This is a genomic window from Bacteroidota bacterium (assembly GCA_030706745.1).
In the GTDB taxonomy this organism is placed as follows: domain Bacteria; phylum Bacteroidota; class Ignavibacteria; order Palsa-1295; family Palsa-1295; genus PALSA-1295.
Window position 1 is genome coordinate 1 of sequence record JAUZNX010000005.1, and the last position, 13670, is coordinate 13670.

The window sequence follows — 13670 nt, forward strand, 5'->3', positions numbered from 1 at the left end:
ACGAACCGTTCGTCACAACGCAAGCCGGAAGTGTTGTGCAGCATGTTGCGAGCTTGGGAATTCACATCGCGCCGGTGCCAACGGACTCTGTGCTTGCAACGCTCCACTTCTCGGCATTCCTTTCGCAGTATCAGCAAACGCGGTTGTCAGTCGATGGCATCACATTCTCAGCCCAACCCGCGCGGCCATCGGATTGCATCGCGCTCGCGCAGATGGATACGAGCGCGTTCACGCTTCGCACGCTTTGCGGCAGCTCCGAAATATTGCAGGAATTGAATGGCCTGCCGCTCACATTGGACGCCATCGTGCCGAATCCCTCGCACCACGAAGTGATACTCTACTATACACTGACAGGTATGGGGAGTCTTCCTGAGAACATAACGCTCGAGGACGCACTGGGCCGAACACAGCTCAAGCGATGGGTCCAACTGGAGCCTGGACCAAGAATGAGCGTGACACTGGACCTGAGCGGAGTTGCCTCCGGCATGTATTCCATACGGCTTGGAGCAGGTCTCGCGAGACAAGTGGTGAAGGAATAATCACCGAATACAACTATACTTGTATGGGCAGAACTTTCCGCACACGTCGGCGATTATCCGGGTAGCACAAATCTGCCAGACATGAAGATTCGCACTCCGTTAGTTATTTTTGCCTTTCTGCTCCTCGGCCGCGCTTCGTTTGCGCAATCGGCTACTGACTCCGTTCACATTCAGGACAATCTCAAGTTTACGGTCAAGACCGTTCAGGGTGACGAAGTTAATTTCAAGGACTATCTCGGTAAGGGACCAGTCCTGATCGATTTTTGGGCGCTCTGGTGCGAGCCGTGCAAACAGGAGATGAAGGCATTCAAAACGATCCAGGAGAAATTCAAGGCCGAAGGTGTGAACCTGATCGCGATCAATACCGATCAAGTTCGGAATCTCGCGAAAGTTCGCGCGTACATCACGACCCAGGGCTTTCAGTTTCCGGTGCTGGTCGATCCGGATGGCTCGATCGCTCGCGATATTTTCTCGATGGAGTCGCTGCCCTTCAGTCTCGTGCTGATGCCGGATGGTACAATTTATCGGAAGCACATTGGCTACACCGCCGGCGATGAAAAAGTCGCCGAGCAGGAAGTCATCGAGTTGATTGACAAGCTTAAGAAGAAGTCGTAAGTGCTGAAGGCTGAAGTACTGAGGTGCTATCGTGCTTGGCTTGCGGTCTTATCGGTCCTATAAGTGCTATTTTCTTTTTCCTGCTATGGCCACTCCAATGACTTTGCTTAGTAGTCTGATTGGGTTTTGTGAAGATAGCTCGATGAGCGCGGTGTAGAGTCCCGGCGCGAGCATTTGACCACGGTCGTTTTTTCCATCGAACAACACTTCTGAGCCTCGAAAGAACGTGCCGGCATCGGCCAAAGTCCGCACTATCCTTCCATGCGTGTCGTAGAGCCGAACGCGTATGGCATATGACAAATCTTCGCCACTCTCGATCGTAAGCGTGGACTCATCCTCGAAGCCATCGCCATCTGGCGAGAAGGGATTTGGCGAGAATGATGCGGCGAATATTCCACTCCTATTCGTATCTGCAAATCGCCCGGTCGAGTTCATCGCAAGCGGTGTCGCACCGGATGGGTCGGAGGACGACTTCCAGTTGCGTGGATCGTTACTCGCCTTGTTCCACGCTACACGTTCGAGCGAGATGCCGGTACGATCTGTCTGGGGTGTTGTGTGCCAGGAGCTGTGATAGTTGACAGAATCGATGATTGTCATATCTGCATTTCTGAGAATGCTATTCGAGGAGTCATTCGAGAGTTGCAGGGTAGTGGTGCCAAATAGCACGATGCCCGTGCTATTCCGCAAGGCAGGATTGGCGGCGAAGAGTATGCTGTCTGCCGCAAGCAATGCGAACGAGCGCGGCAGAATTAACAATGTATCGCTGACATTGAAAGAGTGAAGCACAGCCTGGCCGGTCTCAAGTGTAAGGCTGTTTATGGCAATGGAGCGCGATGAAGGATTGTACAACTCGATCCACTCGCAAGATCCGGGAAGTGGTTCAACCATAATCTCATTAATGATGAGGCTGTCGGCAGGAATGTCGATTGATACCGTGGTGCGAATGGTGTCGTTCGTGTGGCGCTCATCGAGAGGATCGGCGAGGAATACCAGTGCGTCGATCATGCCGAAGAAGCTTGGCGACATCGGAATCGATGATCGTATGGAGTCGCGCGGTGGTATCCGCTTTACAATGACCGCAAGCGTATCAAGTCCCTCACGAATCACGACAAGTGGACTTGCTCGGGCACTGTCGCGTCCAACATTGATGATGGTTGCTGTAATGGTCGAATCAGTCGTCTCGACATTTACGACCGCGAGGTCGTGTGGCAAAATGCGAACAGAATTGGGCCTGAGAATGGTCGATCTGCTTGCATCCTCGCAAGCCTTCCAGTTCGAGGCATCATATCCTGGTCGGATGGGATCGATTCGCTCGATAGAGATCCCATTATTCGGAATCCAACTTCCATCATAGCTCATACTATCGATGGTATTTCCGCGCAAATCCTGCAACGCGATTTGCGAGCCGGAATTGCTCAGAGAGCCGAGCGGCACCGGGATAATTCGAGAGCGTGATACGCCACTCGCCTCAGCCAGCACCGAATCGGATACGGTTAGAATCATGAGCGAATCCGGCGGCACGAGCAGAGAGCTAACGGGAATTGACTTGGGACTGTCATGACCCACAAGGATTTGCCAGCCACCGATATCCAGCGTGTCTTTGGTCGTGTTGAGAATTTCAATCCACTCTGGCTCGGGCTTGATAGGCGCGAACATTACTTCATTGATCACCATCGCCAAAGGTGGGACACCGGAGGAATTGACGCCATTCGGCGCGCCAGGTGTAGCGCCGGTTGATGAACTGGAGGTACTCCAATTTGTCTTGTCCCACCCGGGCTTTGAAGCATCGATTCGCTCAAGCGAGTGTCCGCTTTTGCCGCCCCAGGCAGGCTGGTAGGGGACGCTGTCATTCAGGACACTCGTCGAATCCGTGAAGACAATCGCGTCTCCCGTATTTCGGAGAGTTGGCAGCGCAAGTTGAACGAGAGCATAGGCCCCTGGCCGCAACTGTCGGAGCTTTGCCGAATCTTTCGTCAGAACGACGAATCTCCCCGCAGCGAGCAGTGATTTCGGAAGTGTGACGGTTTTCGAACCGACTTGAAGTCTCCAGCCGGTCATGTCCAGCCTTAAAGAGGAGTCCGGATTGAAAAGCTCGATCCATTCCGGCTCGGGACTGACGGGCGCATACATTATCTCATTAATCGCAACGCGATGCTGCGCGTGGAGAAAATGCAGCGGAAAGCTACCCAATGTCGCCACAGGGAGTAATAGTACGCATAAACGACCCAAGGGAGGAAACATCCGGGTACAAATATCGCACATTTGTCTGGCCGTCGTTCGGAACCGCCTTTTGTGCGGGGTGTTAGGGCCATCGATGAAGCCTTTAACGCCTGCCGGAACAGTCTCCGTCGTTACCTTGGGTTGCGAAAAGAATACCGTGGACTCGGAAGTCCTGATGGGGAAGCTACGCCGTCGCGGATTGCGTCTGGTTGCCGATCCCGAACAAGCGGAGACCATCATTGTCAATACTTGCGGTTTTATCGACCATGCAAAGAAAGAATCAATCGATGCGATTCTGGAGGCAACGGAGTTAAAGCGCGGTGCGGCCAAGGACGGTCGCACAACCCGTGTACTCGTCGCCGGCTGCCTGAGCGAACGATACCGCTCTGAGTTGGAGACAGAGATTTCTGAAGTCGATGGCTACTTCGGCACGCAGGATTTCGAAAATATTCTCTCATCGTTCGGCCCGGAGGAAGCACTTTCGCTCGGCTTCGATCCTAAACTCGATCTCATTAGTGAGCGCGTCCTCACGACGCCGAAGCATTTCGCCTATATGAAGATCTCGGAGGGTTGCGATCATCCGTGCTCGTTCTGCGCGATTCCCATCATGCGCGGCGGACACCGCTCGCGATCTATTGAAGAGCTGGAATTCGAAGCAATGATGCTGGCCTCGAACGGGTTGAAAGAGCTTGTGCTGATTGCGCAGGACTCGACCTATTATGGTCTCGATAATTATGGCAGCCGCACGCTTGCGAAACTGCTCGAGCGGCTCTGCCGCGTGAATGGGATAGAATGGATTCGTTTGATGTATGCCTACCCCGCGCAGTTTCCGCTCGATGTGCTGGATGTAATGGCCGGTGAGGAGAAAATTGTGAAGTATCTCGATATGCCGGTGCAACATGCCTCGACCAATGTGCTCAAGCACATGCGTCGCGGCATTACACGGCGTGCGACGGAAGAGCTTGTCGCCCAAATTCGGAATCGCATTCCTGGCATTGCATTGCGCACGACGCTTATCACCGGATTCCCAACGGAGTCCGATCAGGAGTTCGAAGAACTGGAGCAGTTTGTAGGCGAGATGCAATTCGATCGCCTCGGAGTGTTCACCTATAGTCAGGAAGAGGGAACGAGCGCTCATCCACTTGGCGATCCAATTCCGCAAGCCGAAAAATTTCGTCGCCAGCGACGACTCTATGAATTGCAGGAAGAAGTCGCTCAAGAAAAGCGACTTACTCGGATTGGGAGCATGGAACGAGCGCTCATCGAACGAGCGGAAGGTGAATTCTACTTTGGTCGCACTCGCTATGATGCACCGGAAGTCGACGAGCATGTTCGCATCCTGGCTTCCGGAAATGACACCATCGCCGTTGGTACGTTCGCAGATATTCAAATCACCAGTGCGGCAGATTCCGATGCCGAGTATGAGCTCGAATCAGTCCTCTTGTAGCGAAGGGTAAACGACATGCAGAGCAGCGTTCGTTATCTTCTGTTTTTTGTGAGTTTGGTTTTTGCCACCACGCTGTACGCCCAATCGGGCGCCCAACGTGGCATGCCAGAGTTAATGCATGAGGAGGCGCCGCTTACGTTCGACATTCTCTCGTTTGCCCCGTTGCCTGCCGTTGGTCCAGACACCGTCCGCGCTGATCTCTACTTTGCTGTTCCGTACTCCGCGATGGAATTCCTGCGCAATGGGAGTAATTATGTCGCCCGGTACTCGATCAACCTGACAATTGTCGACAGCGCATCTGGGATTACCGTACTCGATCGGTTCATGAGCTATGATGTGCGCGAGCCTTCGGTCGAGCACGAATCGCGGATCGAGGCTGGACAATCGCGAGCGGACGCGGAGCAAATCTCATTGCCCTTACCTGCCGGCGCGGCATTCCGTATCCATCTTATCTTTCGGGATCTGAACTCGCGGCATGAGCGGGATACCGTGTTCCCTTTTGTCACAAAGGCATTTCGCAATTCGAAACCTGCTCTGAGCGATCTTATGCTCTATCGTTCGCGACGTGGCCAGCGAATTGTACCCTCGATCGGCTCGGATGTGGCTAATCTCGGTAACCCGGATGCCGGAGTATTCTGCGAGGCATACAATCTTCCGGCGGATTCGCTTCTGGGTATCCTCGCCGAGGTGCTGCCGGTCGAGCAGAGCGATGGGACTCCCGAGGTTCTTGCCCGCTTTACTGGCTCTGTAAGGACTCCGTCAGTACAAACGAGGACTATTCCGATCTTTCAGAATGTAAACTTTACCGATCTCTGGTCGGGGTATTATCGTTTGCGCTTCTTTCTTCTGCCGCGTGTCGAAGACACGTCGCTCGCCGGTCAATCTCAACTTGCTAAGCGCGCAATTGCGACAAGCGAGCGCGGCATTACCGTTAGCGGCGTGCATGGGATCCCGTTGACAAATGCGAATCTTGATGAGGCGATCGAACAGCTTCGAATTATTGCCACCTCTTCCGAGTGGGACTCACTCACTTCGGCCGAAAGTACTCGCGAAAAACGCGAAGCCATTCTGGAGTTCTGGCGGAAGCGCAACCCTAATGAGTCCGAACGCCTGGACCAAAGATCGCACACGAACCGGCCGATGCAAGTATTTTATTCGAGGATCGATTACGCGAACGCGCATTTCCATGCGGGATTTCAGTCTGGCTGGAAGAGCGATCGCGGCCGCGTATATATTGCGCTGGGGCCACCCGATGTTCTGGATCGGCATCCCTATGAAGCCAACCAGAAGCCTTACGAAGTGTGGGACTATTCTGTCCCCATGCACATGCGCTACGTCTTCGTCGACTCCTACATGCTTGGCGATTATCGTCTAACCGGAGCGGCCCCGCCGCAAGGGACTTTTGTATGGCAATGAGGATTGGCGAATTGCGAATTACGAATTGAATCTAAACAAAAGTGAACGACATCTCGATGGACTTTATTTGCCATTCGTAATTTGTCATTCGTAATTAATTTCCGATGTCCAAGATAATAATTGCGGGGTTGCCAATCGGTGGGCTCAGTTCGGGCGAAGCGACCTCCCGGCTCACCCGTTCCATTCGTGCATGCTGGCCTGCACTACCCAGCGAGCACATTGTGCAGCTTCCGCTCGCCGATGGTGGCGAGGGTACAATCGATTTGCTGGTCACGCAATCGCTCGGCTCGTTTCTCGAAGTTGAGGCGACAAGTGCAACCGGCGAGCCCGTCGTTGTGCCACTAGGGTTTGCCGGGGAAGATGGTAAGCTTGCGATCATTGAAATGCAACGCGTAGCGCGGTCTAATGAGCAGCGCGGGACCTCCTATGGCGTTGGCGAATTGATTTTGGATGCGCTCGATGAAGGCGCGTTCTCCGTACTGCTCGGCCACGATGAACCGCTCGCGGGTGATGCGGGGCTGGGTGCCGCCGCCGCACTCGGCGTGAAATTCTTCGATAGCTCCGGGCACGAACTTAATATGAAGGATCCGGCGAGCGCCCTGTCCCAGGTTGCTCGGATCGATGCGACCGGGCGCGCATTCGAAATTCTCAGTTCGCGCTTTTACATCGCTCGGTCTGCGAAGACGCTCGGGACACTACCATCAGAGGAACTTCGGACAGAGTTGCTCCGACTGAGTGAGATCATTCGACGCGATACAGGAATTCCGGTTTCTACCGAGCATCTCAGTGCGAGCGCGGTTGAGTTTGGGCTGATAGCATTCTGCGGTGCCGAAGTTCGGGATGGGATGTCACTCGTCATCGAGGCAACCGGAGTTGAAACGATGATGAAGCGGGGAGAGATTGGCACGTTCATCTTGATCGCAGAATCTCCGCAGGCCATATCTGCCGATGCGGTAAAGAACGTGCTGGAGTCTGCTTCCACATCAGGAGCGCGCATCATCCTGATTGTCTCACACAATCCAACTGCTGCCGAAAAAAAGAAGCTTCCGGCACGCGTTACGATTCGCTCGCTCGCCGATGCAAGACTCTTTGCGGCTCCGATCGGAGTGGATGCGGCGATGGATGCGATTCGTCGCGATACGCTACTTCGGATCGAAAAGATCGCGCCGGAATTGGGAATCACGGAGTAACAAATGCGACTCAGGAGTCAGACTCAGCGATTCTGGATCTGCTTTATCCTCTTGCTGGCTTCAGGGTCTCTCTCTGCACAAGAACGCAATCCGCTGGAGACTGCCGAGGAGCGAGCAAGATTAGAAGCCTCGACGCCGGTTTCGTTTCTCGTCCCCGATGGCATCCGGGAGGGTTACCTGATGCGGGCCTACCTTCGCTCCGAGGAGTTTGGCCGGTTCAGCGCTTCCGTGACACCCGAGGAGAGTTTTGACGAGATTTACTACACCGCGGTCTGCCTTGCTCATGGCGATATTTCCACCGCCAGTCTGGCAGCATCCTTTGGATGTCTGGAGCACGAATATCTGCCATTTGCGCTATTCGGCGCTGAACTAAGGATTCCGATTACGAGTGAGACTCATTCGGAATTCGAACGTCGTTGTGCACATCTTCCACAGCATTTGTATCATTTGGCGGAAGATGATCGGGACAAGCCTCAGCATTTTTTCGCAAGCGCCTGGCTCAAGTCCTGGGTGTGCATGGATTGGCTTGTCGATCTCGCCGGAGAGATGGTCGAAGCCGGCGAAAATCTGCTACTCGTTGGCGGCAGCCGGGATCCACGCGATATTCATGCGAATCAGGATGGTGCTCGCTTCGAGCCGCAAGCGGAATCGCGTCCTGCGACGCCGCCCTCAATTTCTCTGACACCGAATCCTTAAAACGACAAACGGGCCGATCGGCCCGTTTGTCATTTCTCACTCGCTCAAAATCACTCAGCGTTTGACGCGATTGTCAACGATCGTTGCGGCGTCCTTTTGATTCTGCACCCAGTCCATCAGGAATCGCTGCTCGCGCTCCTGAAAGATTTCGCGCTGCATCAACGGGCGGACTGCTTCAAAATCCTTTTGCGTCGGAATGTGATTGCTATTCAGCTTCGCAATGTAATATCCGTTTTCACCCTTGAGAGGCGGTGATACTGCACCTGGCTGAGCACTGTATGCCCAATTGTTGATCACATACTCAGCGGACGGCAGACCGTTAACGGATTCCGCAGGGCCCATTAGCGTGGAAATCGGGACGAGTGAAGAGTCGCCCAAGGCGCGAGCGGCGGCATTCATATCGGCGCCCGTTCCGAGTGCGGCACGGACCTGCTGGGCACGGGTTGCCAGTGCGGCAACGGCCTCTCGTTTCGCGACCTCCGGAGCAACGCGGCTCTTGACTTCTTCGAGCGGCGCCGGTCCTTCCGGAATAATATCCGTCAATTGTGCAACCAGGATCATGTGCTGCGCGGCCATCTTCATTGGCTGACAGATATCACCCTTCGATGCGTCGAAAATCCAATCAACAAACGCATGGCTGCTGAAGATCGGAGTGCCCTTCTTTTGGGCCGGTGGAGCATCCGTATACACCTTATAACCTGCCGCTTTCGCAGCCTCATCGAATCCTTGCTTGAGCGCCTGCTCCCGGAAGACGTTGGCCATCTGCTGATGCAACAGCAACGTCTGATGGCTCGGCTTAATATCGAACGGCACCGAAATGATTATCCACATTCTGCGCGACCGTCCGAGGATATCTTCGATGGCGAAGGTCGAGCCAGCTTCAAACGGACCTTCGATCGAGCCAATGGATCCATGAGCCACTTCCTTCCGAGCGCTTGGTGGGACCATCATTGTGTCGGTCCATCCCAAATCGCCGCCTTTAAGCGCCGTCCGCGGATCGGAGGAGTGTGCACGGGCCAGGGCGGAAAAATCGCCGCCAGCGCGGAGTTGCGCCATCACCTGTTCGGCTACCGCTCGAGCACTATCTTTTGCGTGCGGATCCGCAGGATTGAAATTGATCATGATCTGCCGAAGGTGGAACAGCTCATGACCACTATCGGAAGTTTCGAGCACGCGCACCACGTTGAACTGACCTTTGATTCGAACCACAGCGACATCACCTGCTTTGGCGCTCATCAGCGTTGTGTCATCAACGAGGTCCGCCATGGAGATCGGATGTGCTGGCCCATACGGCTTATCGCTATAGTCCAGAGCCAGTTCGCGTGCCACAGTATCGAGTTCCGCGGGTGAGGCTTCCTTCAGACGCCCGGCGATCGAGGCAGCCGCCTCTTTTGCCTGCGCGGTGTCTCGCGCATTCGGAGTTTGTTGGAAGGCGACGAACTTGAATTTCCTGCGCTCCGGCTGCTTGTATTGATAAGAGTGCTTCGTGTAGTAATCTTCCAGTTCCTTTTGCGGGATCTTCGCCAATTGCTCGGGTGTAGGCTGGGGTGCAATGAGCCGGACGATCTGCACAGCGGCTTTGGCGCTGTCATTAATGTAACGCTGATAGGCTTCTGAATCCGTTACGCGAATCGTCGAAATAACTGCCGCCTGCCACTTGACACGACGAAGCTGATCGCGAACGCTGGCTTCCATCGTCCGAACGATCGTGTCGTTCCTGGGATCGCGTAACGCTTTCACGTACCAATCTTGATGGAACACTCCCATGGAATCCGTGAAGTCTTTCTTCACTTGCGCCGGCGGGTTTTCGAAGATGGCATCGCGCACATCCTGATCGGTGACGGTAATCCCCATTCGGTCGACCGCCTGATCGATGATAGACTCCGAGACGGCCTCATCCCATGCCTGATCTCCGGCCTGATCCTCTTCGACCTCGCTGAGGACGCCACGTTTGTTCTCGGATTTCATTTTGTCCACGACGGCCTGGAAGATGCGGTCATACTGCTTCCGCGTAATCTTGTGACCGTTGACGAGTCCGAGTGTCTCCTGATCGGTATTGCGATTGAAAATGGATCCCTGACCACCCCACTCGAAGATGATCATTAAGAGAAAGATGACGGCGAGCGCGGCGAACACCACCGGCATCGAGTCCCGCATCTTAGTCATGACTGGCATAGGCTCTACTACTCCTTAAATAAAAATCGTCTCGAAAGAATGACCGATCGACTGGACCGACCACCAACCACCCCTTCAAACAGAGCGGGGATTATTTGGAACCACGCAGAACAGCCAAGTCCGCCCGAAAAGTGCGGACTAATTCGGATCTGATTGCCGATGCCCAATTTTCAATCGGGAATGCCGTGGCACTCTGTAACTTTAGACCGATTCAAGGGTTATTGATACCGAGCGGCTCTCCCGGAATCGGGTGTGCTGCGGCTCGTGTCTAAATTTTGATTTTTCCTGCGCCCATGATTCGATTGAATTCCCTTGTTTCAGGACTTGCGATCATCATTTTTGCGACGACCGGCCCCAATCCGGCACAGGCGCAGCAATTCTGGACTCCGGCCAACATTGGTCTGGTAAAACCCGTGACATCGCTGGCAGTAAACAGTGCTGGAGTTCTTTTCGCCGGTGTTCCCGATGATGGCATTTATCGATCAACGGACGATGGCCAATCGTGGACGTTGCTCACGAACCCAGCCGGTTTTACGCTGGGTCCGATCCTGGGCATGAGTCCAGCCGATCATATTTTCGTGGGTGCGGGTTGGCAAGAATTCCGATCGACGACGAATGGCGATTCCTGGGAGACGATGCGACTTTCGCCACTGAGTTCTTACGATCCTCCCGTCATGGCCCTCACGTTCACTCCTTCTGGCCGGATGTTCATCGCCACCGGAGGCTCAGCACTTTATATTTCGATGGACGATGGGAAGCACTGGTCCGAGAACACTGGCGTCTTCTCGGACGGTAGCACCTATCCGACGTTTGTCGCATGCGGACCGAGAGGTACGATCTTCGCGGCGGCGGCAAGCCTGCTAGATACTGCACTGGGTCTGGACGGCATGACCTGGGGCGCGGTCCCCGGCGAACCCGCCGGTGGCTTTGGAGAGAACATCGGCTTTGCGTACAATCTGAGTGGGGACATCGTCATGGCGGGGTCAAACGGTGTATATCGCTCCACGGATAATGGTGGTACATGGATGTCTCAGATCGGTCCGGCGGATCTGACGAGTAATTATTCCATTGCATTGGGAGCCAATGGTTATATCTTTAAAGGGCTTGGCTCAAGCTTCGGAGGATCGACCGGACTATCACTCTCGGTCGATCATGGAGCGAATTGGACGCCGATCAGTGCGGGCCTGCTCAGCGACCGAGTCTATGCGATCCGCATTAACCGGCACGGCTACGTATTCGCTGCGACTGATAGCGGAGTCTTCCGGTACATCGATCCAACAGGAGATGTAAAGTCTATGGCGAACACCATCCCTGCAAATTGTTCGCTCGATCAGAGCTTTCCAAACCCCGCCACCTCCAGTGCGACTATTCGTTTTGGACTTGTAGAATCCACTCCGGTTTCGCTGGTCGTCTACGATGCGACTGGACGCGAAGTGGCCCAACTCGCGACCGGGGAGTACCGTGCGGGCACTTACGAGGCAGCGTTTGACACGCGAGGCTTGACGAGAGGTGTCTATTATTACAAACTCCAGGCCGGAGCTTTTAGCCAAGCCCGGACGCTTATCATTGCGCCGTAGGACCTCGCATTGCCTTTCAAAAGTATCCTTTGCGGTCTTCAGTGATGTTGAAGGCCGATGATGGGGCGAAATCTTTTTTCACCTTTCGTCATTCTGCTCTCATTATCCCCCATTTGCTCATGAGAGTTGCCGCCTTCGCTCTGTTCTGCCTTTGCATTTCCACCCAAGTTCTTGCGCAAGCTGCTGACAGCACCGGCTATCAGCCGCCTGTCGATTCGACCCGCTCGTATGACTCGATTTATCGCGCACGAAAAGCCATGCTTGACACCTGGATTCGCGCCCAACGAACGGTGGCCCGACCGCAGGAGGATTTCATCAGCCTTTATCTGATGTATGGCGGCTATTTGCAGGTCTTGCCTCGCGACATCAACCAGTTTTTTTCGGAACGCGCGCTACGACCAAGTCCGATGACGGACCGCGAAAATTATGGCACAGTCGATCGCGCAATTTCCTTGGGAGCCGAAGCCCAACTCTCCAAGATGTGGGGCATTTACGTCGAATATGATTTCATGGCTAAGTATGCCAATACGGTCATCGACAGCAATGCCTTCGCACTCAAAAATGCGGAGGAAGAGGTCGATCTCACCGAACATGCGTTTGTGGTCGGGGGAATGGTTGTGCTCTATAGCTCACAATTCTATCGCCTGCGCGCGAATGGTGGAATCGGCGGTATCGTGGCGCTCGTGAGTGAGTCAGAAGCCGATAGTGGTGTTTCGCATACTCGATCATCATCGGCGACGGGTTATCAGGTTAATTTCGATCTGCTGAATGATTTCCGCGTGATGGACCGGATGTCTTTCACACTCGATCTTCTCGCTCGCACTACAACGACTGGATCGCTGAAGACCTCGGATGGTACCACCATTGAGAAGCCATTCGGCAAACGGGCCACTTCGCTCTCCATCGCACCCACCGCGACGAACGTCGTTTATGGCCTTGCAGCGGGATTGGTCTATTACTTCTAATGTCCAGTCCATTATGGTGGAAGCAGTTTTACGCCGCTGAGCGGACATCACTCGGCAAAAAGTACTTAGAATCGCTGATTCTCGATGCTCCGTTACTGACATTGCCGGCTCGCGGCGCGCTGATCTTCCCGCATACTCGGCTTGCGGTTTCGGGTTATCACACGGCCGCAGTGGCTCGTGCCGTAATCGAATCCGGCTGCGACATCATTCTCGCGCTTGGAGTTCTCCATGGAGTCCCGCGCAATCCCGAATTGCGCGGTATCCATGGCCCCGGAATGCCGAATGATATGGCGATTTGGAGTGAGGAATTCTCACTCGACAATTTCGAAGTCATGCTGGAAACAGCAGCTCGAATCCTTTCGAAGCCGATGCCTCGCCTCATCATGCGGTATCCGTTGTTGACCGGCAGCGAACCTGCATCCTTGCCGCGATATGACGAACTCCTCAGAGAGGTGGCCAATGGCGCGGCGCTCGTTGCCACGGCGGATATGATCCATCATGGAGTGGGTTACGATACACCGGTCGAAAATCAACTGGCGATCGGCGAAGAGGCTCTGGACATGGCCGATCGCATGATTCGACAGATGCTCGCCGACCTTGGCGTCCATGACTATACCGGCTTTCTGCGGCATTCGGAACAAGCTCGCTCCGATTTCCGTGATGGCGGGCCGGTTGTTGCCGAGTTGCTTGGAAGGAAGTCTCTGAAATCCGAATTGCATGATCTCATGCTTGTCGATTACTCGGAGGCCCTTGGCTCGCCGGCCCCAATGTGGGTTGCTGCCGCATTGGCCTCGATGACAAATGACGAATAAGTAGCCATCGTCTGCCCA

The 13670-nt window shown here is 54.4% G+C and carries 11 protein-coding genes; 9 read left to right on the top strand and 2 right to left on the bottom strand.

Annotated features, from left to right (window positions below):
* A partial coding sequence (locus tag Q8902_07490) for a hypothetical protein (GenBank protein ID MDP4199397.1) occupies positions 1-539 on the top strand: 539 nt, incomplete at its 5' end.
* Positions 540-620: 81 nt separating this feature from the next.
* Entirely contained in the window at positions 621-1154 is a 534-nt protein-coding gene (locus tag Q8902_07495; protein ID MDP4199398.1) for a TlpA disulfide reductase family protein, read from the top strand.
* 66 nt (positions 1155-1220) lie between these two features.
* Here Q8902_07495 and Q8902_07500 read toward each other — a convergent pair whose 3' ends face one another.
* On the bottom strand, positions 1221-3353 hold the full coding sequence (locus tag Q8902_07500) for a lamin tail domain-containing protein (protein MDP4199399.1): 2133 nt from the start codon (positions 3351-3353) through the stop codon (positions 1221-1223).
* A 115-nt stretch (positions 3354-3468) separates the two neighbouring features.
* Between Q8902_07500 and rimO the strand changes: the two genes are divergently transcribed.
* The 4 genes from rimO to Q8902_07520 all read left to right on the top strand — a co-directional run bounded on the left by rimO (position 3469) and on the right by Q8902_07520 (position 8123).
* Positions 3469-4821: a 30S ribosomal protein S12 methylthiotransferase RimO gene (gene rimO / locus Q8902_07505; protein MDP4199400.1), complete on the top strand. Its 1353-nt coding sequence runs from the start codon at positions 3469-3471 to the stop codon at positions 4819-4821.
* A gap of 15 nt (positions 4822-4836) precedes the next feature.
* Complete coding sequence (locus tag Q8902_07510) at positions 4837-6237, top strand: GWxTD domain-containing protein (protein ID MDP4199401.1); 1401 nt, start codon at positions 4837-4839, stop codon at positions 6235-6237.
* Positions 6238-6341: 104 nt separating this feature from the next.
* Positions 6342-7427 (top strand): glycerate kinase, encoded by a 1086-nt coding sequence (locus Q8902_07515; GenBank protein MDP4199402.1) that lies wholly within the window; start codon positions 6342-6344, stop codon positions 7425-7427.
* 3 nt (positions 7428-7430) lie between these two features.
* Positions 7431-8123 carry a hypothetical protein gene (locus Q8902_07520; protein MDP4199403.1) on the top strand — a complete coding sequence of 231 codons (693 nt, stop codon included), beginning with the start codon at positions 7431-7433 and terminating at the stop codon, positions 8121-8123.
* Positions 8124-8177: 54 nt separating this feature from the next.
* Here the strand turns inward: Q8902_07520 and Q8902_07525 are convergent, their stop codons facing one another.
* A complete protein-coding gene (locus Q8902_07525; protein ID MDP4199404.1) occupies positions 8178-10298 on the bottom strand; it encodes a SurA N-terminal domain-containing protein in 2121 nt (706 codons plus the stop codon).
* A 293-nt stretch (positions 10299-10591) separates the two neighbouring features.
* Between Q8902_07525 and Q8902_07530 the strand changes: the two genes are divergently transcribed.
* The 3 genes from Q8902_07530 to Q8902_07540 all read left to right on the top strand — a co-directional run bounded on the left by Q8902_07530 (position 10592) and on the right by Q8902_07540 (position 13652).
* A complete protein-coding gene (locus Q8902_07530; GenBank protein ID MDP4199405.1) occupies positions 10592-11875 on the top strand; it encodes a T9SS type A sorting domain-containing protein in 1284 nt (427 codons plus the stop codon).
* Positions 11876-11994: 119 nt separating this feature from the next.
* Positions 11995-12840, top strand: coding sequence for a hypothetical protein (locus Q8902_07535; protein ID MDP4199406.1), 846 nt, complete (start codon positions 11995-11997; stop codon positions 12838-12840).
* Positions 12840-13652 (top strand): hypothetical protein, encoded by an 813-nt coding sequence (locus tag Q8902_07540; protein ID MDP4199407.1) that lies wholly within the window; start codon positions 12840-12842, stop codon positions 13650-13652. The genes Q8902_07535 and Q8902_07540 overlap by 1 nt, the downstream gene beginning before the upstream one ends.
* Positions 13653-13670 lie beyond the last annotated feature (18 nt).

Coding starts and splice junctions, on each gene's coding strand:
- rimO (MDP4199400.1), top strand. CDS start 3,469: ATGAAGCCTTTAACGCCTGCCGGAACAGTCTCCGTCGTTACCTTGGGT.
- Q8902_07520 (MDP4199403.1), top strand. CDS start 7,431: ATGCGACTCAGGAGTCAGACTCAGCGATTCTGGATCTGCTTTATCCTC.
- Q8902_07515 (MDP4199402.1), top strand. CDS start 6,342: ATGTCCAAGATAATAATTGCGGGGTTGCCAATCGGTGGGCTCAGTTCG.
- Q8902_07495 (MDP4199398.1), top strand. CDS start 621: ATGAAGATTCGCACTCCGTTAGTTATTTTTGCCTTTCTGCTCCTCGGC.
- Q8902_07535 (MDP4199406.1), top strand. CDS start 11,995: ATGAGAGTTGCCGCCTTCGCTCTGTTCTGCCTTTGCATTTCCACCCAA.
- Q8902_07525 (MDP4199404.1), bottom strand. CDS start 10,298: ATGCCAGTCATGACTAAGATGCGGGACTCGATGCCGGTGGTGTTCGCC.
- Q8902_07510 (MDP4199401.1), top strand. CDS start 4,837: ATGCAGAGCAGCGTTCGTTATCTTCTGTTTTTTGTGAGTTTGGTTTTT.
- Q8902_07530 (MDP4199405.1), top strand. CDS start 10,592: ATGATTCGATTGAATTCCCTTGTTTCAGGACTTGCGATCATCATTTTT.
- Q8902_07540 (MDP4199407.1), top strand. CDS start 12,840: ATGTCCAGTCCATTATGGTGGAAGCAGTTTTACGCCGCTGAGCGGACA.